Genomic DNA, 421 nt, shown 5'->3' with positions numbered 1-421 from the left:
CGCTGAAGGTCTTCTGCGTGCTGCGTACCATCGCATTGCGCAGGCCCCCCATTTCCTCGGGTGAGAACTGGCGCTGCCAGAACTCGATCTCGCCGGTGGCCTGGTTGTTGAAATAGCCCGACTCATCGCCATTGGCGTCCATGCGGCCCCACTTGGTGACGTCGCGCATCAGCGACATCGTGTGGTAGCCCAGCTGCACATCGGCGAACCATTGCTGGCCGTTGTCGAAGTCGTAGCTCAGCGAGGCGTAGCCATTGGCGCCGCGGCGCTTGCTGAGGATGGTGCCGTAGCCGATCGAGCTGTCGCTGCCGCAGTAGTAGCCGTAGCGCGGGCGGTAGGCGCGGTAGGTGCTGCCCTGGTTCTGCCCGGCCAGCGCTTCGCAGGTGGCCGCGCCCGGATCCAGGTAGTCGTCGTTGTAGTC

General features: G+C 64.8%; 1 protein-coding gene. It reads right to left on the bottom strand.

Features of this window, described 5'->3' with window-relative positions; genetic code table 11:
* The coding region (locus GL263_RS27855) for a hypothetical protein (RefSeq protein ID WP_228456897.1) at positions 1-421 on the bottom strand (421 nt) is incomplete at both ends.

The organism is Streptomyces durbertensis (assembly GCF_014156695.1).
GTDB lineage: Bacteria > Actinomycetota > Actinomycetes > Streptomycetales > Streptomycetaceae > Streptomyces > Streptomyces durbertensis.
Note: the sequence above shows the minus strand (reverse complement) of the source record. Positions and strands in the feature narration are given on the sequence as shown.